General features: G+C 43.8%; 21 protein-coding genes. 16 read left to right on the forward strand and 5 right to left on the reverse strand.

What is annotated here, in order from left to right; translation table 11 throughout:
- Nucleotides 1–11: 11 nt before the first annotated feature.
- Nucleotides 12–2,213 (reverse strand): bifunctional diguanylate cyclase/phosphodiesterase, encoded by a 2,202-nt coding sequence (locus AC2A4J_RS00375; RefSeq protein WP_484174477.1) that lies wholly within the window; start codon nucleotides 2,211–2,213, stop codon nucleotides 12–14.
- A 292-nt stretch (nucleotides 2,214–2,505) separates the two neighbouring features.
- Here AC2A4J_RS00375 and gmk point away from each other — a divergent pair, with 292 nt between their 5' ends.
- The 4 genes from gmk to AC2A4J_RS00395 all read left to right on the forward strand — a co-directional run bounded on the left by gmk (nucleotide 2,506) and on the right by AC2A4J_RS00395 (nucleotide 6,037).
- Nucleotides 2,506–3,129: a guanylate kinase gene (gene gmk, locus AC2A4J_RS00380; protein ID WP_255827223.1), complete on the forward strand. Its 624-nt coding sequence runs from the start codon at nucleotides 2,506–2,508 to the stop codon at nucleotides 3,127–3,129.
- A gap of 57 nt (nucleotides 3,130–3,186) precedes the next feature.
- Nucleotides 3,187–3,411: a DNA-directed RNA polymerase subunit omega gene (rpoZ, locus tag AC2A4J_RS00385; RefSeq protein ID WP_012072045.1), complete on the forward strand. Its 225-nt coding sequence runs from the start codon at nucleotides 3,187–3,189 to the stop codon at nucleotides 3,409–3,411.
- A gap of 62 nt (nucleotides 3,412–3,473) precedes the next feature.
- Nucleotides 3,474–5,591, forward strand: a complete 2,118-nt coding sequence (locus AC2A4J_RS00390) for a RelA/SpoT family protein (protein ID WP_255827224.1) — start codon at nucleotides 3,474–3,476, stop codon at nucleotides 5,589–5,591.
- A 59-nt stretch (nucleotides 5,592–5,650) separates the two neighbouring features.
- The gene (locus AC2A4J_RS00395; protein ID WP_024024215.1) at nucleotides 5,651–6,037 is read left to right on the forward strand and encodes a RidA family protein; all 387 of its coding nucleotides are present in this window, start codon (nucleotides 5,651–5,653) and stop codon (nucleotides 6,035–6,037) included.
- Between the two features lie 71 nt (nucleotides 6,038–6,108).
- On the opposite strand, the gene AC2A4J_RS00400 is transcribed toward AC2A4J_RS00395, so the two are convergent.
- Nucleotides 6,109–6,954: an NAD-dependent epimerase/dehydratase family protein gene (locus AC2A4J_RS00400; protein WP_484174478.1), complete on the reverse strand. Its 846-nt coding sequence runs from the start codon at nucleotides 6,952–6,954 to the stop codon at nucleotides 6,109–6,111.
- A gap of 114 nt (nucleotides 6,955–7,068) precedes the next feature.
- Here AC2A4J_RS00400 and AC2A4J_RS00405 point away from each other — a divergent pair, with 114 nt between their 5' ends.
- The 3 genes from AC2A4J_RS00405 (at nucleotide 7,069) to AC2A4J_RS00415 (ending at nucleotide 10,865) form a co-directional block, all read left to right on the forward strand.
- Nucleotides 7,069–7,974: a hydrogen peroxide-inducible genes activator gene (locus tag AC2A4J_RS00405; RefSeq protein WP_484175081.1), complete on the forward strand. Its 906-nt coding sequence runs from the start codon at nucleotides 7,069–7,071 to the stop codon at nucleotides 7,972–7,974.
- 8 nt (nucleotides 7,975–7,982) lie between these two features.
- Nucleotides 7,983–10,064: an ATP-dependent DNA helicase RecG gene (recG, locus tag AC2A4J_RS00410; RefSeq protein WP_484174479.1), complete on the forward strand. Its 2,082-nt coding sequence runs from the start codon at nucleotides 7,983–7,985 to the stop codon at nucleotides 10,062–10,064.
- 111 nt (nucleotides 10,065–10,175) lie between these two features.
- On the forward strand, nucleotides 10,176–10,865 hold the full coding sequence (locus tag AC2A4J_RS00415) for a ComEA family DNA-binding protein (protein ID WP_484174480.1): 690 nt from the start codon (nucleotides 10,176–10,178) through the stop codon (nucleotides 10,863–10,865).
- A gap of 45 nt (nucleotides 10,866–10,910) precedes the next feature.
- On the opposite strand, the gene lrp is transcribed toward AC2A4J_RS00415, so the two are convergent.
- Nucleotides 10,911–11,387, reverse strand: a complete 477-nt coding sequence (gene lrp, locus AC2A4J_RS00420; RefSeq protein WP_110577100.1) for a leucine-responsive transcriptional regulator Lrp — start codon at nucleotides 11,385–11,387, stop codon at nucleotides 10,911–10,913.
- A gap of 552 nt (nucleotides 11,388–11,939) precedes the next feature.
- On the opposite strand from lrp, the gene AC2A4J_RS00425 reads away from it, so the two are divergent.
- The 9 genes from AC2A4J_RS00425 to phoR all read left to right on the forward strand — a co-directional run bounded on the left by AC2A4J_RS00425 (nucleotide 11,940) and on the right by phoR (nucleotide 21,256).
- Nucleotides 11,940–12,965, forward strand: a complete 1,026-nt coding sequence (locus AC2A4J_RS00425) for an amino acid ABC transporter substrate-binding protein (RefSeq protein WP_255827228.1) — start codon at nucleotides 11,940–11,942, stop codon at nucleotides 12,963–12,965.
- Nucleotides 12,966–13,076: 111 nt separating this feature from the next.
- On the forward strand, nucleotides 13,077–14,252 hold the full coding sequence (locus AC2A4J_RS00430) for an amino acid ABC transporter permease (RefSeq protein WP_255827229.1): 1,176 nt from the start codon (nucleotides 13,077–13,079) through the stop codon (nucleotides 14,250–14,252).
- A gap of 10 nt (nucleotides 14,253–14,262) precedes the next feature.
- Nucleotides 14,263–15,363 carry an amino acid ABC transporter permease gene (locus tag AC2A4J_RS00435; RefSeq protein WP_484174481.1) on the forward strand — a complete coding sequence of 367 codons (1,101 nt, stop codon included), beginning with the start codon at nucleotides 14,263–14,265 and terminating at the stop codon, nucleotides 15,361–15,363.
- 22 nt (nucleotides 15,364–15,385) lie between these two features.
- The gene (locus AC2A4J_RS00440; RefSeq protein WP_484174482.1) at nucleotides 15,386–16,165 is read left to right on the forward strand and encodes an amino acid ABC transporter ATP-binding protein; all 780 of its coding nucleotides are present in this window, start codon (nucleotides 15,386–15,388) and stop codon (nucleotides 16,163–16,165) included.
- Nucleotides 16,166–16,443: 278 nt separating this feature from the next.
- On the forward strand, nucleotides 16,444–17,712 hold the full coding sequence (locus AC2A4J_RS00445; protein WP_255827231.1) for an HDOD domain-containing protein: 1,269 nt from the start codon (nucleotides 16,444–16,446) through the stop codon (nucleotides 17,710–17,712).
- A gap of 6 nt (nucleotides 17,713–17,718) precedes the next feature.
- On the forward strand, nucleotides 17,719–18,279 hold the full coding sequence (locus AC2A4J_RS00450; RefSeq protein WP_255827232.1) for a chorismate--pyruvate lyase family protein: 561 nt from the start codon (nucleotides 17,719–17,721) through the stop codon (nucleotides 18,277–18,279).
- On the forward strand, nucleotides 18,276–19,130 hold the full coding sequence (gene ubiA, locus AC2A4J_RS00455) for a 4-hydroxybenzoate octaprenyltransferase (protein ID WP_484174483.1): 855 nt from the start codon (nucleotides 18,276–18,278) through the stop codon (nucleotides 19,128–19,130). Before AC2A4J_RS00450 ends, ubiA begins: the two co-directional genes overlap by 4 nt.
- 84 nt (nucleotides 19,131–19,214) lie before the next feature.
- Nucleotides 19,215–19,910: a phosphate regulon transcriptional regulator PhoB gene (gene phoB, locus AC2A4J_RS00460; RefSeq protein ID WP_484174484.1), complete on the forward strand. Its 696-nt coding sequence runs from the start codon at nucleotides 19,215–19,217 to the stop codon at nucleotides 19,908–19,910.
- A complete protein-coding gene (phoR, locus tag AC2A4J_RS00465; RefSeq protein WP_484174485.1) occupies nucleotides 19,907–21,256 on the forward strand; it encodes a phosphate regulon sensor histidine kinase PhoR in 1,350 nt (449 codons plus the stop codon). Before phoB ends, phoR begins: the two co-directional genes overlap by 4 nt.
- Nucleotides 21,257–21,403: 147 nt before the next feature.
- Here phoR and AC2A4J_RS00470 read toward each other — a convergent pair whose 3' ends face one another.
- Nucleotides 21,404–22,246 (reverse strand): response regulator, encoded by an 843-nt coding sequence (locus tag AC2A4J_RS00470; protein ID WP_484174486.1) that lies wholly within the window; start codon nucleotides 22,244–22,246, stop codon nucleotides 21,404–21,406.
- Nucleotides 22,246–23,025, reverse strand: a complete 780-nt coding sequence (gene cysZ / locus AC2A4J_RS00475; RefSeq protein WP_484174487.1) for a sulfate transporter CysZ — start codon at nucleotides 23,023–23,025, stop codon at nucleotides 22,246–22,248. Before cysZ ends, AC2A4J_RS00470 begins: the two co-directional genes overlap by 1 nt.
- Nucleotides 23,026–23,246 lie beyond the last annotated feature (221 nt).

Below are 23,246 nucleotides of genomic sequence, written 5' to 3' on the forward strand. Positions count from 1 at the left end.
AAAATCATATTTTATAATCCTGATTTAACCCAACTAACGGTATCGTCTAATGACATAGGTTTAGCAAATAAATAGCCTTGCCCATCCTCACAACCTAAGGCCTGCAAATGTATTTTTTGCTGTTCTGTTTCAATGCCTTCGGCGATAACTCTGAGCCCTAGGGAATCACCTAATTCAATAATCATTTTTAGAATTTCCCAGTCCTTCTCTGACTCTTCCATACGCCAGACAAAACTATGATCAATTTTGAGAGTTGACACTGATAAGGTAGACAAATAGGCCAAAGACGAATAACCCGTTCCAAAATCATCGATATTGACGTTGACACCTAATGTTTTTAAGGCTGTTAAATGCTTGTTAATATTACTTTTTTCTTCAATTATTTGAGACTCTGTTATTTCTAGCTCGATCATTTCGTTCGACACGCCTTCCTCTTCAAGCAGTCGTCTAAAGTTCTCAAAGTAATTAGGACGAATGATTTCATTACCAGCGACATTGACCGAAATAGGCACATTAATACCGATACTTTTCAGTGTGTTAATAGCTTGGCAGGACTGCTGCAACATCTGCTGATCCAGTTTATCAATCAGACCACTGCTCTCGGCCAAGGAAATAAATTGATCTGGTGGGATATTACTGCCATCTTTATGAGTCCATCGTGCCAACGCTTCAAACCCAATCAACCTATTGCCTTTCAAGTTCATCTTAGGCTGAAAATACGCTCTGATTTCATTGTTTAGAATGGCTTCTCGCAGATCTTGTAACAACTCATAGCGCCCAAACATAGCGGATGCCAAGCTTTCAGAAAACGCTAAATAAGATACGCCTTTGTACTTAGCTCTTTCTAAAGTGCTTTTGCCAACACTGACTAATTGTTCGGCCTCATAAGTTGGAAAGTCAGAGAATTTCACCGAGCTGACGGTCAAATCGAGAGCGTGTAAGGAGTTTTTAACTTCAATACTGGTATGAATAATATTTTCAAGTGAGGCTTCGTTGTAGTCCTTATCGTCATACACGATCAACACTAATGTATCTCTTTCAAGCAAGGCGATATCAACCGTTTTATCAAAAAAGTGACTCAGATAATCGTACAAAGACAAGGTGAGTTTATCGCAGTATTTTGATCCTAAAACCGACTCGGTATAGGCCAAATCTTCCACATATAACATTAATAAAGTGGCTTTCTCTCGCTCCCAAGAAAACATATTGCGTATTTCACGCACTAACCAGTTTTTATTATGAATTCCTAATGCTGGTTCAACGTAAGCAAGCTCGGTTAATTTATTATGTAAAGCAACATTGCGGAAACCAGCACTTATGTTTTCACAAAAAACTTGTAGCAGGTTAATTTCATTACTGGCAAGGTTGCGATCGAGCTTTACCACCACCATGTATTCTCGGTCTTCCAACTCCTTATTCGAGAAATACAACACAGAAAAGCCATCCTGAAAAACATGTGCTTTTTGCTTATTGGCTAGCTCTACCGCTTCTTTTAGAAGGCTCTCTTGAATAGCGGATAAAAAATACCGATGGATATGAGGAGAAAATTCCCCACAAGCAGCGACAATTAAGGCTTTTTCTAAATGCTCTTCTTCAGGGTGGAAGAAACACACAATACCTCCACTGTTCATTTTTAACAGCAGCCCAATTTCTTCCAAAATAGAATGGGTGTAATCCGTAATATCACTCTTTGAGGCGATCCTCTGACTCGCAGCAAGTAACAATTGCATACCATGGCGAGCTTCTTTCATATCAGAAAGGTGCTCCCAAGTACGTAGATTACTTAACACTATGGTTTGTAAGTGCGCCTGAGTGAGGTCTGATTTGCACCAATAGTCGTCTATATCGTATTGACCAATAAGATCATCCACTGGGGCCATACCTGGCTGGCCAGTCAGCAGGACAATGCGCACCAGATCATTACCAATTACCTCACGAATAGTACGAATTAGGCGTAACCCAGCAACATCTGTCTCCATCACCACATCAAGAAAAATCACCGAGATATCAGGGTGAGCAGCGATAACCGTTGCAGCATCGCTCGCGGATGAAGCCGTCAGGAACTCCACCTCTTTGCCATCATAATTTAACGCACTCAGGCCATTCATTAGTGCTTCTTGGTAATCAGGATCATCTTCTACAGACAGGACTTTGCAGTAACTTCGCTGTTTAGACATTGTTTGAAATGATATTTGGTCGCAAGGTAAATCCATTGCATTTCCCTTCCTTGTAATCATGCTTTATCTGTTAAGTACTTAATCCTTGAAGCTTAGTCTTGTTTATCAAAAAAGCATCTAGAACCGCTAAAAACTTTGTAACGATTTTTTACCAACCCAAAAAACAATGATACTTAACAAAAATACCATGAAAAATTAGCTTACACGTTAGACAAAGACTCCTGTTAAAAACCACTAATATCGACAATAATCTCTGGCTAAGAACAGGCATTTTGTTTGTGATATAGTACGACGTTGAAAAGACAAAGACTGGCGGATAAAACAACCCATGGACAAACATAAAGGCAATTTATTCATCTTATCGGCTCCATCAGGAGCGGGTAAATCGACCTTATATAAAGCGCTACTTAAGCAAGATGATAAGGTGAGAATTTCTATTTCTCATACTACTCGTGCACCACGAACTGGCGAAGAACATGGTAGAGAATATTACTTTATCGATGATGAATCCTTCTTGGACATGATTGCTGAAGACGCCTTCTTCGAGCATGCACAGGTTTTTGATAATTATTACGGCACATCAAAAGAGTCTATTTTTGGTATGCTAGAACAAGGTCTAGATGTGATTTTAGAGATCGACTGGCAAGGCGCTCGCCAAATTCGTCAGCTCTATCCAGAAGCCATCGGAATATTCATTTTACCGCCGTCATTACAAGCGCTTGAAGAACGCCTAAGAAAACGCGCTACAGACTCTGATGAAGTCATTCAGCGTCGTATGGCAAAGGCCGTGAATGAAATGTCCCACTACCATGAATACGATTTTGTCATCGTAAATGACGATTTTGATGCTGCGCTTTCACAAATCTCCGCTGTTTTTCAAGCAATGCGCTCAAAAACAACGGTTATGCAGGAAAAAAATGGCAATCTTATAAATGATCTCTTGTCTTTGTGAGAAGCCGTTAAGTAGAATTACCCTTGGAAAAATAGATAACCGAACACAGAGGTCAAAATGGCTCGAGTTACCGTAGAAGATTGTTTAGAAAACGTTGATAACCGCTTCGAATTAGTGATGGTCGCGTCAAAGCGCGCTCGTCAACTAGCAACGGGTGGTGAAGACGCAAAAGTGCCTTTAGAAGGCGACAAAGTTACTGTAGTTGCACTACGTGAAATTGCGGAAAACTTGATCAACGCAAAAAATGTTGATCAACAAAAACGCCCTTTACACGAGTTTTAATCTCTATGGTGTCGCTCATAGCACAGCTGTCGCGCTTTCTTTTTGCCTTAGTGAGGTGAGCGATGTATACCATTGAAGATTTAGCACTGACCTTGAGTCAGTATTTACCTTACGAACAAGTCGCCAAGGTAAAACGCGCCTACTATTACGCCGAACAAGCCCACGATGGGCAACGACGTAAAAGTGGCGAGCCCTATGTCACCCATCCTCTCGCTGTCGCCGAAATTCTATCGGAACTTCGAATGGATTGTGATGGATTGACAGCGGCACTTTTGCACGACGTTATTGAAGACACAGGCATCAGCCGTGAAGCCCTTACTGAACAGTTTGGTGAAGGTGTTGCGAGTCTTGTGGATGGGGTCAGTAAGTTAACCCACCTTGAATTCAATAGCCAAATCGAAAAGCAAGCCCATAACTTCCAAAAAATGGCCATGGCCATGGCGGATGATATTCGTGTCATCTTGGTGAAGTTAGCGGACAGACTGCACAACATGCGCACATTAGATGCCATGCCAGCCCACAAAAAACGCCGTATTGCCCGCGAAACACTCGACATTTATGCACCGATTGCAAATCGTCTGGGTATGTACAAGGTTCGGGTAGATCTAGAATCTCTTGCTTTCCAAGCGTATTACCCAATGCGCGCACGCATGCTCCACAAAGCCATCCACAAAAAGTATGGCCAGCAGCGCATTAAAGACACTCAAAAGCTTGAAGATACGATCCGATCTGAGCTGGCCGCCGATTACATTGAAGCCAGTATCAGCGTTCGAGAAAAACACATTTACAGCATTTATCAGAAGATGGACAAAAAGCGCCGTTCTCTAGATGAAATAATGGACGTAATGGGCGTACGCATCGTTACCGACCGCCATGACAGCTGTTATCGAATTCTCGGCGTTATTCACGCTCTGTTCAAACCTATTGAAGGTCGCTTTAAAGATTACATTGCGGTACCAAAGTCCAATGGCTACCAATCTCTTCATACAACCGTATTAGGCACCAATGGTATTCCTATGGAAGTCCAAATACGTACTGAAGAAATGGATTTGGTTGCTAATAATGGCATTGCGGCTCATTGGGCATACAAAGTCAGCGGCACATCAAGCATGCCAAGCAACCATGACCGTGCAACGAAATGGGTGAAAAGCCTGTTAGAAATTCAACAAAAAGCGCGGAACCCCGTCGAATTTGTTGATAACGTGAAAAGTGATTTGTTTCCAGATGAGGTGTATGTTTTTACGCCAAATGGACAAATTATTGAATTACCTTCCGGCGCGACACCCGTCGATTTTGCTTATGGTGTTCACACAGAAATCGGCAACACCTGTATCTCTTGCCGAATTAACCGTCGTCTTGCACCACTCAGTACACAGCTAGAAAGTGGGCAAACGGTTGAAATCATTACCGCGAAAAACGCTCAACCGAATGTTGCTTGGTTAAGTTTTGCGATTACCGGCAAAGCGCGCACCAACATTCGCCATTATTTGAAAGACAAGCAGCGAGAAAATGCGATATCTATCGGTCATCGTCTGTTAACTCGCTCCTTAAACGCCTTTAAAACCAATGTTGAAGAACTAACAGCAGAACAAATTGCACAAGTATTAGCCAACCACCAGCTGGAATCCATGGATGACTTGCTAGAATCCATCGGCAAAGGTCGTCATGTTGGTTATCTGGTGGCTCGTGAACTCTTCCCGAATATCGATGAAGACACCTTGGTGACACCAAAATCCTTTAAGGTGAATGGCTCAGAAGGCATGCTTATTTCTTATGCCAAATGTTGCGCACCGATTCCTGGCGACCCGATTGTAGGTTATGTCCAGGTTGATAAAGGCATCATTATTCACCACCTCAATTGCCCTAACGTTCAAGATCATTTATCTAATCCTGAACGCTTTATTCATATGGCATGGGGCAAAGAGATCGAAGAAGAACTACACATAAGCCTGATCGTTACCTACATCAACGAACGTGGCGCCGTGGCAAAAATAGCCAGCTCGATCAGTGATACCGATTTCCAAGTGTCGAATCTCGATATTATTGAACGCGGTAGAGTCAGTCGTTTACGGCTAAGCATCACGATTTCCAGCCGTGTAGGCTTAGCGGATGTAATGCGTCGCATAAAAGCGGTTCGCTGTGTGGAAAAAGTCTCACGCGAAACCATTGTTGGGCGCTAATAAGACTTAATTTATTCTGTTACTTACCATTTCACTTACTAGATAAAGGATACTTATTTATGTCAAAACAAGTCATTCATACTGAAAACGCACCTGCCGCTATTGGCCCATATTCTCAAGCGGTTCGCGCTGGCAACACAGTGTATTTGTCTGGTCAAATTCCTTTGGTACCTGAAACAATGGAAGTCATCAGCGAGGACATCGTTGAACAGACAACTCAAGTATTCAAAAACCTACAAGCCGTTTGTGAAGCGGCTGGCGGTTCTTTAGAAAACGTTGTGAAATTCAACATTTTCATGACAGACTTGGGCAACTTTGCCACAGTTAATGAAGTGATGACGCAATTTGTTAAACAACCTTACCCAGCTCGTGCAGCAATGGGCGTGCGCGCATTGCCAAAAGGCGTTCAAGTAGAAATCGAAGGCATCATGGTGTTGGAAGACTAATCTTCTCGCTTTGATACTGATAAAAAAAGAGGCTCCGGCCTCTTTTTTTATATCTCGTGTTTGTACTTTTATCATTTACTCAAAGATCGAAATTCACGCAACAGCTCGTGATAGCCAGACACATAGCTCGGATATTGCAAATGCCAACCTTGCGACAATAGATATTGACCTTGAATACGCTTCCCAGAAGTCGGCACAAAACCATCGCCACCATTCACAGCAACCCTAGCGTCAAGACAGGTTGCCAGCCAAAGCTTTACTTCCCACATGGAAACCGGTGTTTGATCCGTCACGATGACATTGTTCGGTATGCTTTGTTCATTTAGTGCCGCGTGGCTCAATAAGACTAAAGCGGAAACGACATCGTCTCGATGAATACGATTGGTCCAGCTGTTGGTTCCCCACTCTTTTTCGCTTAATACAGTTTCTAATAGTCTAAAACGCCCTGGACCATAAATGCCAGAGCAACGCACGGCCACACTAGAAAAAGCAGACGCTAGCGATCGTTCTGTTTCCACTAAAACCTTAGCGGTAGCGGATGTGGGCTGTGCTGGTGTGGTTTCATCTATCCACTCACCTTGGCTTTGGCCGTAGACACTAGTACTGGACACAAAAAACACCTTGGGCTGCTTCGCCATAGCGTTATATCGACGAATCAACACTTGTGCCGTATCAAAATAAGCCGCGCGATACGCTTCTTCATTACGACCATTAGGCGTCATGATCAAAAAAACGAGATCTACATCAGGCAAGTCATCGTCGCTCATGGCAACAAGGTCACCCGTTATGCCAATTACGCCTTGCGGAAATTCATTTTTTGTACGGCGAATACCAGTGACGATATGGCCTTGGGCAACTAACTCAGCAGCCAAACCAGAACCCAAATCACCGCAGCCAGCGATTAAAATGTTTGCCATTTATCTTCCCCCAATAACCTCTGATGCTCTTAGTCACTAAAGAACGAGTATACTTTATCAAATTATGTATTATCATAGTTATTAACAATGAATCAGCCGAACGAAAGGTGTGCCATGACATTAACGGAATTGAAATACATTGTAATGCTAGCCGAAGAAAAACATTTTGGCCGTGCAGCAGACCGCTGCTACGTTTCACAACCTACGCTCAGTGTCGCCGTGAAGAAGCTAGAAGAAGAGCTTGGCACCGCCATTTTCGAGCGCAGCAAAAGCTCTGTTTATATCACACCATTGGGCGAGCAAATCATCACTCAGGCCAAGCGGGTGCTGGATCAAGCCAACATGATTAAAGAGCTGGCGACCTCTGGTAAGAACCAATTAAAAGGCCCACTTAAAGTTGGCGCTATCTACACCATCGCCCCGTATTTGTTCCCTTTTATGATTCCTGCCTTGCATAGCGAAACCTCTGGCATGCCATTGATCATTGAAGAAGATCTCACTGAAAACTTACGCCCTAAACTGCGTAACGGCGAATTAGATGCCATCATAGTGGCGCTTCCGTTCCGCGAACCTGATGTTGTCACTCAGCCAATTTATGAAGAAGAATTTGTGGTTCTGATGCCCAAAAACCACCCATGGACAAAACTCTCACACATAGAAACCGACCAACTCTCCACTGACAACTTGTTACTGCTTGGCAAAGGTCATTGTTTCAGTGAGCAAGTATTAGAAGCTTGTCCTTTGGTAACAGAAGGCGAATTTGGTGATGGTCGCACTATTGTTAATGGCAGCTCGTTAGAAACCATTCGTTACATGGTAGCGTCTGGTTTAGGGGTAACTGTATTGCCAAAATCCGCCGTCACCAATATTAATCACGATATGTTGGAAGTGCGTCCTTTTACGGATCCCGCACCGAAACGTATAGTCGCTTTAGCATGGCGAGCCAGCTTCCCGCGCCCGAAAGCCATTGAAGCCGTGAGCCAGTCTATCCGTGATGCTTGCAAACATCTGAATTTATAGAGAACAGCATGATCGACGGATTAGACACTCAGGATGTTCGTGAGCTAAAAGGCGTTGGTGATGCCATGGCCGAAAAGCTGGCCAAGCTGCATTTGAATACAGTACAAGATCTGCTGTTTCATCTACCCATTCGCTATCAAGACAGAACACGTGTTGTGCCAATCGGCATGCTGCGTTTTGGGGATGAGGCGGTTATTGAAGGCCAAGTCACTGGCGCAGAAATCAAAATGGGCAAACGCCGCAGTTTGCTGTGTCGGATTAAGGACCATACTGGCACCCTGTGTTTGCGCTTCTTTCATTTTTCCGCCGCGCAAAAAAAACAGCTAGAATCCGGCAAGCGAGTTCGTTGTTTTGGAGAAATCCGTCGAGGCAGTACTGGCTTTGAAATCTATCACCCAGAATACAAGGTGATTGGTGACGACGAAACACAAGAAGAAACGGCGCAGCTTACGCCAATCTATCCGCTAACCGATGGCTTAACACAAACCAAGATTCGCCAACTGTGCGAACAAGCCTTAGAGCGTTTAACCCCATACAATCTACAAGAATGGCTGCCAGACGAAATTCGCACTCAGTTCAATTTACCACCGCTGAGCGATGCCATTCACTTTCTGCATCATCCGTCGCGAGAAGCCAACTTAGAATTACTCAGATCGGGAAGCCATCCTGCGCAATATCGCCTATCTTTTGAAGAACTTATGGCCCATCAGCTTTCCCTAATTGGCAAGCGCATGAAAGCCAAGCAAGACGCCGCAATCAAAGTCCAAACTGCCGGCGAGCTCAGCCAACGACTCTTACAGCAACTGCCCTTTTCACCAACCAATGCACAGAATCGTGTTTTCCAGGAAATCCTTAAGGATCTCGGCACAGGCCACCCTATGCTGCGCTTGGTACAAGGCGATGTGGGATCAGGAAAAACCTTAGTTGCAGCGTTAGCCGCAGCGTCTGTCGTACAGGCGGGCTACCAAGTTGCGATCATGGCACCGACGGAAATTCTCGCTGAGCAGCATTATATTAATTTCAGTCAATGGTTTGAGCCACTCGGTTTAAAAGTCGCATGGATGATCGGCAAACTCAAAGGCAAAACCCGCGAGAAAGAACTCGCCGATATCGCATCTGGCGCTGCGCAGATTGTCGTCGGGACACACGCATTATTCCAAGACACGGTTGAGTTCGATCGTTTAGCTCTCGCCATTATCGATGAGCAACACCGCTTTGGTGTGCATCAGCGTATGGCACTACGTGAAAAAGGCATGAAGCACGGTTTTCAGCCTCATCAGCTTATTATGACGGCGACTCCAATTCCCCGAACCTTAGCCATGTCAGCCTATGCCGATTTGGATTGCTCCATCATTGATGAGCTGCCACCAGGGCGAACACCTGTAAACACGATTGTGGTATCGGATCAGCGTCGACAAGAAGTCATTGACCGAGTGAAAAGCGCCTGCGAAGAGGGCAAACAAGCTTACTGGGTCTGTACCCTGATTGAAGAATCAGAAGCCCTGCAATGCCAAGCCGCAGAAGACACAGCGATTTTGTTACAAGAGCAACTTGGAGGATTATCCATTGGCTTGGTGCATGGTCGACTCAAGGCGCAGGAAAAAGCCGATATTATGGCCAAATTTAAAGCGGGAGAGATTCAGTTATTGGTCGCTACAACCGTTATCGAAGTGGGTGTGGATGTGCCAAACTCTAGCCTTATGGTGATAGAAAACCCTGAACGACTTGGCCTTGCACAGCTTCATCAGTTGCGAGGACGTGTTGGTCGAGGACAAACCGCCAGTCATTGTGTGCTACTTTATAAAGCACCACTAGGACAACAAGGCAAAGAGCGACTTTCTACCATGCGAGAAACCAGCGATGGCTTTAAAATCGCAGAGAAAGACCTAGAGTTGCGTGGTCCAGGTGAATTACTCGGCACCAGACAAACCGGACTTTGGGAATTCAAAGTCGCGGATTTGCAGCGCGACAAAAACTTGCTTGATGATGTTCAAAAAGCGGCCACGCTACTTCACCGTCAATATCCTGAACGTGTCTCGCCACTTTTATCCCGATGGTTACCGAACCACGATCAGTATTTGAACGTCTAAATACCTTTCTCGCTGAAATAAAGGCGGTATTAGCTTGCACATGTGCAAAATTTGATCAAAAATTCCGTAAGCTAAAAAGCCGACATAATCGATTCGCAAGAAGGAACTCACATGAATGCTTTAAACCAAGCACATCTAACGATCCAAGGCTGCGGCTATCGAATCGAAAATGACAGAGTCATTATTACCACTCAGCGTATTAACAGTGATAGGCCAGCGGGAAACCTCAGTGGTACATTACGCATACAATTACGAGCGCTGCGTCAAAATATAGGAAACTCAGACAGTGTCGTGCTCGCTTCAACTACACTAGGTGAAATGAAAGGCCAGCATTTTCTTTCAGACTGCTCCTATGATTTAGCATTCCAACAACCTCACCCAGGGACTTGGCAGCTCGTATTGCAACTTAGCGAATGGAATGGAGCCGATTACACCTTGTGTGATTCAGCCTATTTCGATGCGCCTTACCACGTTGAAGCGCCTTCAGATTACTCTATTCCGACGATGCAAATTAACGAACCAGAGATAGAAAAGGCAGTATCGACACCAAAAGTAGCAACAGAAAACCCTGCCGTAAAAAAGTCGAAAAACGTAAAAAAAAACGTCACTGGTTACGCCGATGGCTATCTCGTCATCAATAAATCAAAAGTGGACAAGCTTCTAAAAGTGAAAGGCGTGCCGAAGAAAATACTTGAAAAACTCGTTGCAGAGCGCCCTTTTCACTCAGAAAAATCCGTACTTAATGTAAAAGGGATGGGACCTGTAATGCTGGGAAAAATACTCGCTGAATTGACAAAATGATCCGTATTAAGCCTGCGTAGGCAGGCCACTTTACTAGATTATTTTCTAAGGAATGTTGACCACTGTGGTGTTTTTCACCTCTTCCATTGCGACATAAGTGCGAGATTCTCGAACATGAGGCAGTGTTAGTAAGGTTTCACCAAGCAAAAGACGATAAGAGTCCATGTTGGATACTCGTGCTTTCAAAAGGTATTCGAAGTCACCGGCAATCAGGTGACATTCCAAAATCTCAGGAATTTCAGTCACTGCCGCTTTAAACTCATTAAAACCTTCAGGTGAGGTGGTTTTAAGGCGAATCTCGACAAAAACCAGCAATCCTGCATCCACTTTCTTTGGGTTAACCAAAGCGCAATAGCCCGTAATGTAACCGTTACGTTCCAAACGACGTACGCGCTCCAAACAAGGAGTAGCACTTAACCCGACACGGCTAGCTAACTCTACATTCGATAAACGGCCATTAATTTGCAGTTCACGAAGAATTTTTTTGTCTAAGCGATCAAGCGGTTTTGCTGAGTTATCCATCTGATGTGGATCTCCTTACATGACTTCAATTAATGGTTAAGTCTACCATGCAGATCGCAAATTATGGAAAGCGCTTTATTCAATAAATTGCGTGTGGGTATTCAAATTAAGCACAACAAATTTCATAAAGCACCAAAATGATGCAAAAAATTCATTTAGCACAAAATAGAGCCATCTGTTTCAAATTATGCCCCATATCTGTGCATCAAAATACATGCTATTTCCTCAGAAAGCCTTGTTTTCTCTCGCTTTAATAAAAAGATATATTCAGCTAAGCTGATTAATTAATAGCGCTTTACATGCTCAAAAAGTGTAAAAACTAAGCATACAACACAGCTTTCCTGACATTTTATCCTTGACTACTCCTCAAAAGAGTAATTCTATAGGGGTATGGGATGATCTTTTAGAGGAATCGTCTGCATATACCTTACAACAAGAATAATTAAATGTTGGCACTAACTTTGCTGTGTTTAAAACACAGGTTTGAAAATCTGCAATGTAGAATCAAGCAAGTTACAACATATATAAAAAACGCCTGGGAGGCTCAATATAATGAAATCGAATGTTGGTAAATTACTTTCGACTGCTGCAATCGCAGCAACCATAAGTACCGGTGCTGCTGCGGCAACACTTGATGACGTCAAAGCAAAAGGCTTTATTCAATGTGGCGTCAGTACAGGTGTTCCAGGGTTCTCTAATGCTGATGACAAAGGTAATTGGAGCGGTATCGATGTAGATGCTTGTCGTGCGGTTTCCTCTGCAATTTTTGGTGACCCTCAAAAAGTTAAATTCACTCCCCTTTCTGCTAAAGAACGTTTCACCGCTCTACAATCTGGTGAAATCGATATTCTTGCTCGTAACACAACTTGGACTTACACACGTGACGCGTCTTTGGGTCTAGATTTCACAGCGGTTAACTTCTACGACGGCCAAGGTTTTATGGTTCGTAAAGACCTAGGCGTTAAATCTGCAATGGACCTTGATGGTGCAACGGTTTGTACAGAGCAAGGTACAACAACAGAATTGAACATGGCGGATTTCTTCCGTAAACACAAAATGTCTTATGTACCAGTTGTGGTACAAAAAGCAGATGAAGCGTTGTCAGCATATGACTCTGGTCGTTGTGACGTTTACACAACTGACAAATCAGGTCTTGCGGCTCACCGTACCAAGCTAGCAGATCCATCGGCTCACCTAATTCTTCCAGAAACCATTTCTAAAGAGCCATTAGGCCCAGTTGTTCGTCACGGCGACAACCAGTGGAAAGACATCGTTACTTGGGCAATGTTTGTTCAGGTTAACGCTGAAGAAATGGGTATTTCGTCCAAAAACGTCGCTAAGATCAAAAAAGAGTCCAATGATCCAGGTATCAAACGCTTACTAGGTGTTGATGGTGATATGGGTGCTCAACTAAATCTTCCTGCTGACTGGGCGTATAACATCATCGCTAACGTAGGTAACTACGGTGAAGTGTTTGAGCGTAACGTTGGACCTTCTACTCCTGTAGATCTTCCACGTGGTCTTAATGCACTTTGGACTGAAGCTGGCGGCATCATGTATGCGCCACCAGTTCGTTAATACCTAAAGCAAATAATTCTCTGCTTGGGTATTTACCCAGCGACTAGATCGTCGCTGGGTTTCTTCCCCCTTTCTTACACATCTGACGAGCATTTCATTGCCTGAACCAAGATGAGCGAAAATACAACTCCGAGCAATAACAGCTTTTTGAACGACGCGGGAAATCGTGCGCTTATATTTCAAATTTTGCTGCTAGCGATGGTGGTTTTTGCAGGTTATTACTTATTTAGTAACCTTCAGGCCAACCTCGATAACCGAGGGATTTCCACTGGTTTCTCATTTTTTAATGAACCTGCTGGCTTCCCGATTCTTATTCACCTTATTGAATACACAGAGGCTAATACCTACGGACGAGCGTTCGTTGTTGCCTTAATAAATACCTTTGTTATCTCCCTACTGGGGATTGTCTTAGCCACCATTATTGGTGTGATAATGGGTCTAGCCCGTTTATCGAAAAACTGGTTAGTAGCTCGCCTAGCTACTGTCTATATTGAGACTCTGCGAAACATTCCATTGTTGCTGCAGATGTTCTTTTGGTATTTTGCGGTACTTGCCGCGTTACCTGCACCACGTGAGAGTTATGAGTTTGCCGATTTTTTACTTAATAAACGCGGTATCTACTCACCAAACCCAATCACTCAAGATGGCTTTGGACTTGTAATCTTCGGTTTCATTCTATCGATTGTCGCTTCTATCGCTCTTATCATTTGGGCCAAAAAACGCCAGACAAAAACAGGACTGTGGTTTCCTGCCTACTGGTCTTCATTGGGTGTTATTGTCGGTATTACCTTTATTTTCCTTGCCATGGCAGGGTTTCCAATAGAGTTTGATTTACCGCAAAAAAGTCGCTTTAACGTGACCGGTGGTATGGTGCTTCCGCCAGAATTTGTAGCGGTGCTCGTCGCCTTGTCTACTTACACGGGTGCTTTTATCGCCGAGATAGTGCGTGCAGGCATATTGTCTGTTAACTGGGGGCAAACTGAAGCCGCTCGTTCTTTAGGCTTACGTGACAATATGACACAACGACTGATTGTCTTACCTCAAGCATTGCGCGTAATTATCCCGCCACTCACTAGTCAATATTTGAACTTGGCGAAGAACTCTTCGTTAGGTGCTGCTATTGCTTACCCAGAGTTGGTTGCTGTGGTCATGGGTACGACGCTGAACCAAACGGGTCAGGCGATTGAAACCATTGGTCTTTGTATGTTGGTGTACGGTTCATTAAGTCTATCGATTTCGGTATTCATGAACTGGTACAACAGTAAAATGTCATTAATTGAGCGCTAGGAGGCAGATCATGGCTATTATCTTTAAACCATCACCAAGCCTCCCACCACCAGTGGCATCGGTTGGTGCAGTGGCATGGGTGCGTCAGAACTTATTTTCGTCCCCTCTTAATATATTTCTAACCTTCTTTAGCATTTATATCTTGTATTTGCTTGTTCCCCCTGTCATTGAATGGGCTTTTATCAATGCAACATGGGAAGGTTCATCTAAAGCGGCTTGTACTGCTGGCGGTGCCTGCTGGGCTTTCGTCGGCGTGTACTTTGATCAATTCATGTACGGTTTGTATCCAGAAGCGGAAACATGGCGTATTAATTTAGCCGTGATTCTACTAGTGGTTATGGTAGGGGCTTTTGCCGTTAAGACGATTAATAAGCTTTATCTTTCTATCGCTATTATTGTCGTTTATCCCATTGTGGCTTACTTCTTGTTTGCTGGTGGTGTATTTGGTCTAGAAGTTGTAGAGACCTCTTTGTGGGGTGGCCTTTTCCTTACAGTACTACTGGGTGTTATCGGTATCGTAGCGTCTTTCCCACTAGGGGTTATATTAGCGCTTGGTAGACGTTCGGAGATGCCGATTGCGAAATCTGTTTGTGTGGTATTTATCGAAACCATTCGTGCAGTACCATTGATCACAATTTTGTTCATGGCGTCCGTAATGATTCCGTTGTTTTTGCCAGAAGGGCTGAACTTCAACAAGTTATTACGTGTTCTGATTGGTATTACTTTGTTCTCTGCAGCCTATATGGCCGAAGTGGTTCGTGGTGGTCTACAGGCGATACCTAAAGGCCAGTATGAAGCCGCTGATGCTATGGGTTTAACCTACTGGCAATCAATGGTTCTCGTTATTTTGCCACAGGCATTAAAGCTGGTTATTCCAGGCATAGTAAACTCCTTTATTGCTTTGTTTAAAGATACAACATTGGTGTACATAGTAGGTATGTTTGACTTCTTGGGTCGAATTCAAGCCGCTAACCACGATTCAAACTGGTTGGGTACCACCGTCGAAGGTTATGCTTTCGCCGCTTTGATATACTGGGCAATTTGTTTTGGCATGTCCCGCTACAGTATGTCGATTGAGCGTAAATTAGAAACTGGGCACAAGCGTAATTAGTTAAGAATTTGAGGTCTTTGCAATGACAAATACAAATATGGCTCGTGCCCAACTAGCGGCAGGCGAACAGAACATCATCGAATTTAACGATGTAAATAAATGGTATGGTGATTTTCACGTACTAAAAAATATCAACTTCAGCATCAAGAAAGGCGAGCGCATCGTTGTGTGTGGTCCTTCTGGTTCTGGTAAGTCGACTATGATCCGCTGTATCAACCGTCTAGAAGAGCACCAAAAAGGCTCAATTCTGGTTGATGGCGTAGAGATGAACAACAACTTGAAAAACATCGAAGCGATCCGTAAAGACGTGGGTATGGTGTTTCAACACTTTAACTTGTTCCCTCACTTGACCATTCTAGAAAACCTAACTTTGGCACCGATTTGGGTTCGTAAAACACCCAAGAAAGAAGCTGAAGAAATGGCGATGCATTACCTAGAACGTGTGAAAATAGCTAACCAAGCATTGAAATACCCAGGTCAGTTATCTGGTGGTCAGCAACAGCGTGTGGCGATTGCTCGTGGTTTGTGTATGCAGCCTCGTATCATGCTGTTTGATGAGCCAACTTCAGCACTAGACCCTGAAATGATCAAAGAAGTATTGGACGTAATGGTTCAGTTAGCCGAAGAAGGCATGACCATGGTGTGTGTAACGCATGAAATGGGCTTTGCTAAAACGGTTGCTGACCGTGTCGTCTTCATGGATGCCGGTGAAATTGTTGAAGCCAATGAGCCTCACGAATTCTTCGACAACCCTCAACACGACCGTACGCAAATGTTCTTAAGCCAAATTTTGAATCACTAATCAGAACGAAAACTTAAAAGAGACCTTTGTACGATGTGACGAGCAAAGTCAAGACTAGGCAAAAATAGACGAAAAAGCGGATAACTACATGGATGTAGTTATTAGGGCGACGCAGGAAGCCAAAGCCGAGTTATGGGTTATAAATGAGCATTTTGAGTCTGTTTTTAACAAAGTATTGATGAGCACAGTAGTCGTACAACGATCTCTATAAATCTGTTATATTCACAAAGCCCCGCATCGGGGCTTTTTTTGTGTCAGCCATTTTAACAGGAAAATGTATGGAATCTTCCGTAGACCTTCAGCCAAACCAAAGATTACGGGTGGTACATTTAGCCGATCACACAGGTCGTTTGCAGGTTATTTTTCCTGAAAGCAACATGCTAGACATCTCCGCAGTCTCTCGTATTACTAAACGTCGTTTTGAGCCTGTCAGCAATTTTCAAAGCTCAGGCGATCCACTGATCAAGCCAAATAGTGTCGCGACCATACTCGAAGCCAGCATGCTACAAGATTCAACCTATTCGATACGCACTAAAGTCGATGGGCCTTATCACGACATTAACTCTATGGCACTAAAAGAGCTGTTCTCTGGTCCATTAAATCGCTTTGAAAATATTTCCATTAACACGCAGGCGATATCTCGTCCTGTCGATAATCACGAAAACGACGAAGAACAAATTCTTAAAGCACTTGGACGCTTTCAATCTATTCGTCTCAAGCAGCGCATCGAAGAAACATTAGAAATCCCCCCATTACCAGCGTCTTCACATCGTATAATACGCCTTTCAGCCGACAAGACCGCCGGCACAGATGAGTTATGCGAAGTCATTGCACTCGACCCTAGCTTAGCCGCTCAAGTCATCAGCTGGGCGTCATCCCCCTACTATGGCGCCCCTGGCTCTATAGAATCAGTAGAAGATGCGATCATCCGAGTTCTAGGCTTTGATATGGTGATGAATTTAGCGCTTGGCTTATCAATGGGTAATGCCTTTCAAACTCCAGAAGACGGCCCACGTCATTATGAAGACTTTTGGCTCGATTCCGTTTCTAACGCCGTTTTGATGGAATCCTTAGTCAAAACGATGCCGGTACAAAATCGCCCTAAACTAGGTCATGCTTATCTTGCAGGCTTATTACATAACTTTGGCTACTTGGCAATTAGCACTATTTTACCGCCGCACTTTTCGATTCTGTCTCGATACCAAGAAGCTAATGCTCATCTATCGTCTGAATTGATCGAGATGCAAATATTGCACTTTACCAAGGAACAATTAGGCTCTTGGTTGTTACGCTACTGGAGTTTGCCTGACAACATTTGGACAGCCATTCGCTACAGCAAAAAGCCTCATTATTATGGCGAACATGCCATTTTGGCGAAGTTGCTTAACGTTTCGTATCAATTACGCCATAACGACGTCATTGAACCATCCGTATTGTTAGAAGTTGGATTGACGTTAGAAGAAGCGGAAGCTTGCAGAGATGCCATCTATCAAAAATCAACAGAGCTCCACAAGATGGTCGCCTTAATTAATAAAATGAACGCCTAATTAATTATGACGTTAATGAACGCTTCTGCCGCGCAGCAATTTGACTACCGATGGTCGCCCATACACCAAATTAGTAAGGTAAAAGTACCGAAAAATTTATGGCCTTGGCTCGTCACTCAAGACTCTTTAACAGCAAAGCTTAGACGCCTAGGAACATTGACGGTTGATGTGCTTGAAGACTCTTGGGGGATCCCAACAGCAAGAGAACGAAAACGCTTAGCGTTGCGACCAAGAGAAGCGGCACGCATTCGTACTGTCTTGCTTAACGTCGATGGAAGAGCCGTTATTTATGCTCGCTCAATCATTCCGGCGAGGTCATTGAAAGGCCATTGGCGACATGTAAAGCATTTAAAAGACAAGCCATTAGGTGGCTATCTGTTTCAACATAAGGCCCTGTCTCGAAGTTGCATTGAGGTCACTCAGTTACCAAAACGCATGTTTCCAAACCAACCTAATGCTTTGTGGGCGAGACGCTCTGTGTTTCATCAGTTTGGCCCTGGAATATTGGTCAATGAAGCTTTCTTTGATGAGATCAACCAACTAAAACCGCCGTTTGGATTGTTATGAACAAACTTAAAGACTACGCAGAACTCACTCGATTCAACCGCCCTATCGGTTCATTCTTACTGATGTGGCCAACATTATGGGCGCTATGGCTGGCAGCCGATGGTATGCCTCAATGGCATTTGATCGTTATCTTTATCTTAGGCGTTTTCAGCATGCGATCTGCGGGTTGCGTGATTAATGACTACGCGGATCGAAAGGTCGATGGTCATGTTGATCGTACTAAAAACCGCCCGCTACCGTCGGGCCGAGTATCTAAAAAAGAAGCACTTGTTCTGTTTTGTGCTTTGTCGATTTTAAGCTTTGTTTTAGTACTTTTTACCGATCTGCAAACGATTTTACTGTCGTTCGTAGGCTTAGGCTTGGCTGCTCTGTATCCGTTTATGAAACGCTATACCCATCTACCCCAGTTGTTTCTTGGCTTGGCTTTTTCGTGGGCAATTCCCATGGCCTACAGTGCACAGGGAGGAGATTTAACCGATCCTGAGCTATGGATGCTGTTTGTCGCCAATTGCTTTTGGACCATTGCCTATGATACCTATTATGCAATGACAGACCGTCCAGATGACCTCAAAATAGGCATCAAATCCACCGCCATCTTATTTGGCAGATATGATTTATTCGTCATTGTTTGCCTACAAGGTCTAACCTTGTCTTTATTGACCTGGATTGGTCTACTAGCCGGATTACATTGGCTATACTTTGTATCACTCGTGGTGTGTATTGGACTCTTTTATCAGCAATTTAATCAAGCTAAAGAGCGTGATCGACAAGCTTGCTTTCGCTCATTTTTAGACAATAACCGCGTTGGTTACTGTGTTTTCATCGGTCTGGTCGCAAGCTATTTTATGTAATATGTGGCAAAGTTGTGACAATGTAACCGAATTGTCACATTAGATCGCTTTAATGAAACCGTTCCTGAGATGAGGATGAATCCTGTGACCGGTAAAAAAGTATTAATTATTGACGACGAATCTTCCATACGCGAAATGATCGCCATTGCACTTGAAATGGCGGGCTACGAGTATTTGGAAGCAGAAAACATTCAGCAAGCCCATGAAATCATTGTGGACCATCGTCCGGATTTGATTCTTGCCGATTGGATGATGCCTGGCGGTAGCGGCATTGAGCTGACTCGCAGATTGAAAAAAGACCCCACAACGGCAGAAATTCCAGTCATTATGCTGACTGCGAAAAGTGAAGAAGACAACAAAATCCAAGGTCTAGAAGTCGGCGCTGACGATTACATCACCAAGCCATTTTCACCTCGTGAGTTAGTTGCTCGACTCAAAGCCGTATTACGACGCGCGACCCCTCAAGGCGTAGATGAACCAATTGAAATCGAAGGTCTAACCCTTGACCCAATCAGTCAGCGGGTTACCATTGGTACTCGCCCCTTAGACATGGGGCCTACAGAATACCGTCTACTAAAATTCCTCATGACACACCAAGAGCGTGCCTATTCAAGAGCGCAATTGTTGGATCAAGTATGGGGAGGAAATGTCTACGTTGAAGAACGTACCGTTGATGTTCATATACGTCGTTTACGCAAAGCCATTGGTAGTACTCATGATTTCTTGATACAAACAGTACGAGGAACAGGCTACCGCTTCTCAGCAAAAAGGTCCGTATGAAAACAGTTTGGCGAAACACTATTATTACTTGGCTCGCAGGATTCGCGGCTTGTATTGTAATAGGCCTAATAATAGGTCAGTTGTTGGGTGTTTTGCTGCTGTACGTTTTAGGGTCTTTGTACTGGCAGCTTTATCAGCTCTACCAATTCCATAATTGGCTTCGCCATTCTGGTCGTGCTGCACCACCAGAAGCCAGCGGAATTTGGGGAGAAGTATTCGATGCGGTTTATCGATTACATAAGAAACAACGCAAATCCAAACGTCGCATGCGCCAAGCGCTAACCCGAATTGAAAGCTCCACCACCGCCTTAAAAGAAGGCGTTATCATGGCGGATAACCAAGGTAACTTGGAGTGGTGGAATAACTCGGCGGCTCACTTTCTCGGCTTAATGCGTCCTGTCGATCGCGGCCAAATCATCACTAATATTGTCCGTAGCCCAGAGTTTTTCCGTTACTTTAGTCAAAAACGCTTTGGTGAGCCTTTGGTCATCAAGTCACCCGCCAAAGATGGCGTCTATTTAGAAATTCAAACCACATTGTACGATAAAAATGATCACCTGATTTTTGTTCGTGATGTGACGCGCTTACACTTGCTAGAACAGATGCGCAAAGACTTTGTTGCCAACGCTTCCCATGAATTAAAAACGCCGCTTACCGTTATTAAGGGCTACTTAGAAACCCTCGACATGTTCAAGGACAGTCTGCCAAAAAGCATGCAAAAAGGCATTGTTAATATGTCTGAGCAATCTGAGCGGATGGAACAACTCATCGAAGATCTGTTACTGCTTTCTCGCTTGGAGAGTAATGACAAACGCGAAGAGAACCAATGGCATAAAGTTTCAGACTTAGTACAAACCATTACCAATGCAACTACGCCAGTGTTGACGGACAAACACTCTATTAATTTGCAAATTCCCGAAGAAGCTCGCTTGTACGGCTCTTACAAAGAGCTCTATAGTGCTTTTTCCAATCTGATTTTTAACGCCATCAAATACTCACCAGATGGCGGCGAGATTGAGATCAAATGGGAGTCCAGTGAGTTTAATGGTGTGTTCTCTATAAAAGACTCTGGCATTGGCATAGAGCCAAGATACATTCCTCGACTCACAGAACGTTTCTTCCGAGTCGACAAAGGGCGAGGCTCTAAAACCGGCGGTACAGGTCTTGGCCTAGCCATCGTAAAGCATGTGCTATTACATCACGATGCCAAGCTACAAATTCGCAGTCAGCCTGGCTTTGGAAGCACCTTCTCTTGTCATTTCCCAGCAAATCGCACCAGAAATGATACGATTCCAGCGCTACCTATTTCTACAGATAATAATAACCAAGATTCCCCAAGTCATTAAGTACAACCCCCTCCCAGCCTCCCCCTTTACAAGAGGGAGGAGCTAGATCGATTCTCCACCTTTCTCTTCAAGAGAAGGTACTAGATTAAGATTTATTCCCTCCCCTTATCTTCAAGGGGAGGGCTAGGGAGGGGTTGGTAACGAGATTTATAAACTATCAAACAATTGGCTAATAAAAGCCTCTTTCTCGCTGTCTTGATCGATCAGACTCAAGGTAACGGTTAAAAATGTCGAGTTATGTTTTTTCTCTGTCGTCGCAACGGACTGCACATAATAATTTAAGCGATTCGTCACGCCTTTATGCTCCAAATCCAATACCGATTGCCCCAATACTTGCGGCACGACGTCGTCACTCTTAATCAGCATGGTCGCTTCGGTCTTGCTAAACTGGATAACCATGCAACGGAACTGTTTGCTTTCGAAACGCACCATGGTCGGGATTTTGACATCCTTTACTGATACAACGGGCGCGTCGGGGTTGGTAAACTTAGTGGCTTTTACCGGAGCGGATTTGCCCGCTCCCATCAATACGTCTAGCGATGCTGAGCTGACGCCACCAGGAGAGACAGATTCACGAGATTTCTGTGACGTTAGTTTTTTATCAAGACCATGCTTTTTCGCAGCGGATATGACTTTATTGGCTAACTGCTCACTAGAAAACGGCTTGCCCAAATAATCCGTCACGCCAGACTGCACAGCTTCCACCACATGGCTTTTGTCACCACGGCTAGTAATCATCACAAATGGCACATCTTCTTTTTTGTATTTAGGCTGCTCTCGACACCATTTAAGCAGCTCAACACCAGTCATTTCAGGCATTTCCCAGTCACACAACACCATGTCAAACTGAGACTTTGTCAGCATTTGCTGTGCTTTTCGGCCATTTACCGCTTCTTCTATTTCCACTGCTGGAAATTGCTTTTTCAATGAGCGGCGAATCAAATCACGAGTGAAAGAAGCATCATCTACTACCAAAATTTTTAATGACATTACAAAGTTCCATTAGTGCGATCTAACAAGGCAGAAAAATCCCCATGCTCTGATCTAAAAATCGAAATCCACAAAAGTGTGGCTGCCACTACAGCAATTGGCATAACGAATAAGTTAAAGAAAGGAATCGTCAATCCGACCATTACTATCCCGCCAAATGTCCAACATAACAAAGGTTTAGAGCGTAACGCCATTCTCATATCATGGAATTTAACCTTGTTATTATCGAAAGCATAATCCATATATTGAAGGGATAACATCCAAGCTGAAAATAATAATAACAAAACTGGCGCAATCACATTAACCAGAGGAATAAAAGACAATAACAACAGCAAAACAAAACGCGGTAAAAAATACAATATTTTCTGGCACTCTCTCTGTAAACTACGACCGACAATCGCCATAAGAACGCCAGCAGTCAACGTTTCATCAAAGACTTTCCCCGTATCTTTCTCTTCTACTTTTTCCGCCAAAAACGCCATAAAAGGCGCCGCTAAGATATTCACCCCAACAGAAAAACTATAGAACAAAAGCACGCTAATAATGGCCGCAAAAATCAAATAAAACAGCCAATTTAAAAAGGAGACCCATTCGGGTAAATACCCCATGGCAGAATCCATTAATGTCTGAAAATAGCTAAAAGCGACCATGTACAATAAGCCGACCAATACAAAATTCGCTAACAAAGGCGCTAATATAAACAGCCTTAAATCTTTTGAAAAAACTAAAGGGAACGCTTTAAAAAAAGCTCCCGCGGCTTTAAATGGGTGTGTAATCACGATGCCAAATCACTCCTAAAGTTGAGGCTTAGTAGACTTATTCGCATCTTCCTAAGCCCCTTCGATCAAATATTATCTAATAACCACAGAATATCATGACGACTTTCTCGGCTCCACAAAGCCTTTCAAATGAAAGGCTATAAACTGAAGCCGCTTCTCGTTCAAGCGCTTTAGATGCCAAACCAGCCATTTCCATCACTCTTTTATAAAACTTACATTTA

It is taken from the genome of Marinomonas sp. ATLA20 (assembly GCF_057180105.1).

Excerpts from the sequence above, each read along its gene's own strand:
- AC2A4J_RS00375 (WP_484174477.1), bottom strand. The coding sequence starts at position 2,213 with ATGGATTTACCTTGCGACCAAATATCATTTCAAACAATGTCTAAACAG.
- gmk (WP_255827223.1), top strand. The coding sequence starts at position 2,506 with ATGGACAAACATAAAGGCAATTTATTCATCTTATCGGCTCCATCAGGA.
- rpoZ (WP_012072045.1), top strand. The coding sequence starts at position 3,187 with ATGGCTCGAGTTACCGTAGAAGATTGTTTAGAAAACGTTGATAACCGC.
- AC2A4J_RS00390 (WP_255827224.1), top strand. The coding sequence starts at position 3,474 with ATGTATACCATTGAAGATTTAGCACTGACCTTGAGTCAGTATTTACCT.
- AC2A4J_RS00395 (WP_024024215.1), top strand. The coding sequence starts at position 5,651 with ATGTCAAAACAAGTCATTCATACTGAAAACGCACCTGCCGCTATTGGC.
- AC2A4J_RS00400 (WP_484174478.1), bottom strand. The coding sequence starts at position 6,954 with ATGGCAAACATTTTAATCGCTGGCTGCGGTGATTTGGGTTCTGGTTTG.
- AC2A4J_RS00405 (WP_484175081.1), top strand. The coding sequence starts at position 7,069 with ATGACATTAACGGAATTGAAATACATTGTAATGCTAGCCGAAGAAAAA.
- recG (WP_484174479.1), top strand. The coding sequence starts at position 7,983 with ATGATCGACGGATTAGACACTCAGGATGTTCGTGAGCTAAAAGGCGTT.
- AC2A4J_RS00415 (WP_484174480.1), top strand. The coding sequence starts at position 10,176 with ATGAATGCTTTAAACCAAGCACATCTAACGATCCAAGGCTGCGGCTAT.
- lrp (WP_110577100.1), bottom strand. The coding sequence starts at position 11,387 with ATGGATAACTCAGCAAAACCGCTTGATCGCTTAGACAAAAAAATTCTT.
- AC2A4J_RS00425 (WP_255827228.1), top strand. The coding sequence starts at position 11,940 with ATGAAATCGAATGTTGGTAAATTACTTTCGACTGCTGCAATCGCAGCA.
- AC2A4J_RS00430 (WP_255827229.1), top strand. The coding sequence starts at position 13,077 with ATGAGCGAAAATACAACTCCGAGCAATAACAGCTTTTTGAACGACGCG.
- AC2A4J_RS00435 (WP_484174481.1), top strand. The coding sequence starts at position 14,263 with ATGGCTATTATCTTTAAACCATCACCAAGCCTCCCACCACCAGTGGCA.
- AC2A4J_RS00440 (WP_484174482.1), top strand. The coding sequence starts at position 15,386 with ATGACAAATACAAATATGGCTCGTGCCCAACTAGCGGCAGGCGAACAG.
- AC2A4J_RS00445 (WP_255827231.1), top strand. The coding sequence starts at position 16,444 with ATGGAATCTTCCGTAGACCTTCAGCCAAACCAAAGATTACGGGTGGTA.
- AC2A4J_RS00450 (WP_255827232.1), top strand. The coding sequence starts at position 17,719 with ATGACGTTAATGAACGCTTCTGCCGCGCAGCAATTTGACTACCGATGG.
- ubiA (WP_484174483.1), top strand. The coding sequence starts at position 18,276 with ATGAACAAACTTAAAGACTACGCAGAACTCACTCGATTCAACCGCCCT.
- phoR (WP_484174485.1), top strand. The coding sequence starts at position 19,907 with ATGAAAACAGTTTGGCGAAACACTATTATTACTTGGCTCGCAGGATTC.
- AC2A4J_RS00470 (WP_484174486.1), bottom strand. The coding sequence starts at position 22,246 with ATGTCATTAAAAATTTTGGTAGTAGATGATGCTTCTTTCACTCGTGAT.